We start from the raw sequence: 628 nt of genomic DNA, 5'->3' as shown, positions 1-628 counted from the left end.
ATGTTTCATCGTCATCAGAACAAGTATCATTTGTTTAAAAATGGAGTTGAGTACATTGTTAGAGCACATACAAAGAAGATGAATTTGTCACTTGTAAATGCTAGACAAATGAAGAGATTAGTCAATGCTAGTAAGAACTTTGTACTCTTGATGATCAAACCCAAAGACAATGTTGAAAAAGAAGCTTTCCATGGTTATGATGCAAATTTAAAATCTGATTTATATGAGTTTGTTAACCAATATGATGAGATGTTTCAGGAACCAAAAGGATTGCCTCCGAAAAGAGGTATCCAACATGAAATTCAATTGCAACAAGATTGTCCTCTTCCAAACATTGGTATGTACAGGATGTCAGTCATGGAGAATGCTGAAATTAAAAAACAAATCCAAGAGTTGCTTGACAAAGGGGTTATCGTACCAAGAACATCGCCATGTGGATCTCCAATTATTTTGGTACCAAAGAAAGATGGTACATGGCGCATGTGTGTTGATTTCAGGGATTTGAATAAAATTACAGTAAAGAACAAATATCCTCTTCCTAGAATTGATGATTCAAAGGATCAGTTAAAGAATGTTGTATATTTCACTAAGCTAGACTTGAGAAGTGGTTACCATCATATCATAATTG

1 protein-coding gene is annotated in these 628 nt (G+C 34.1%); it reads left to right on the top strand.

Features of this window, described 5'->3' with window-relative positions; all coding sequences use genetic code 11:
- Positions 1–108 precede the first annotated feature (108 nt).
- Positions 109–628 (top strand): reverse transcriptase family protein (locus NUW87_RS11475; protein ID WP_269028657.1); only part of this gene is annotated, 520 nt, incomplete at its 3' end.

Origin of the sequence: Corynebacterium pilbarense (genome assembly GCF_026930265.1) — a bacterium.
GTDB lineage: Bacteria > Actinomycetota > Actinomycetes > Mycobacteriales > Mycobacteriaceae > Corynebacterium > Corynebacterium pilbarense.
This window is presented reverse-complemented; position numbering and strand designations above follow the sequence as displayed.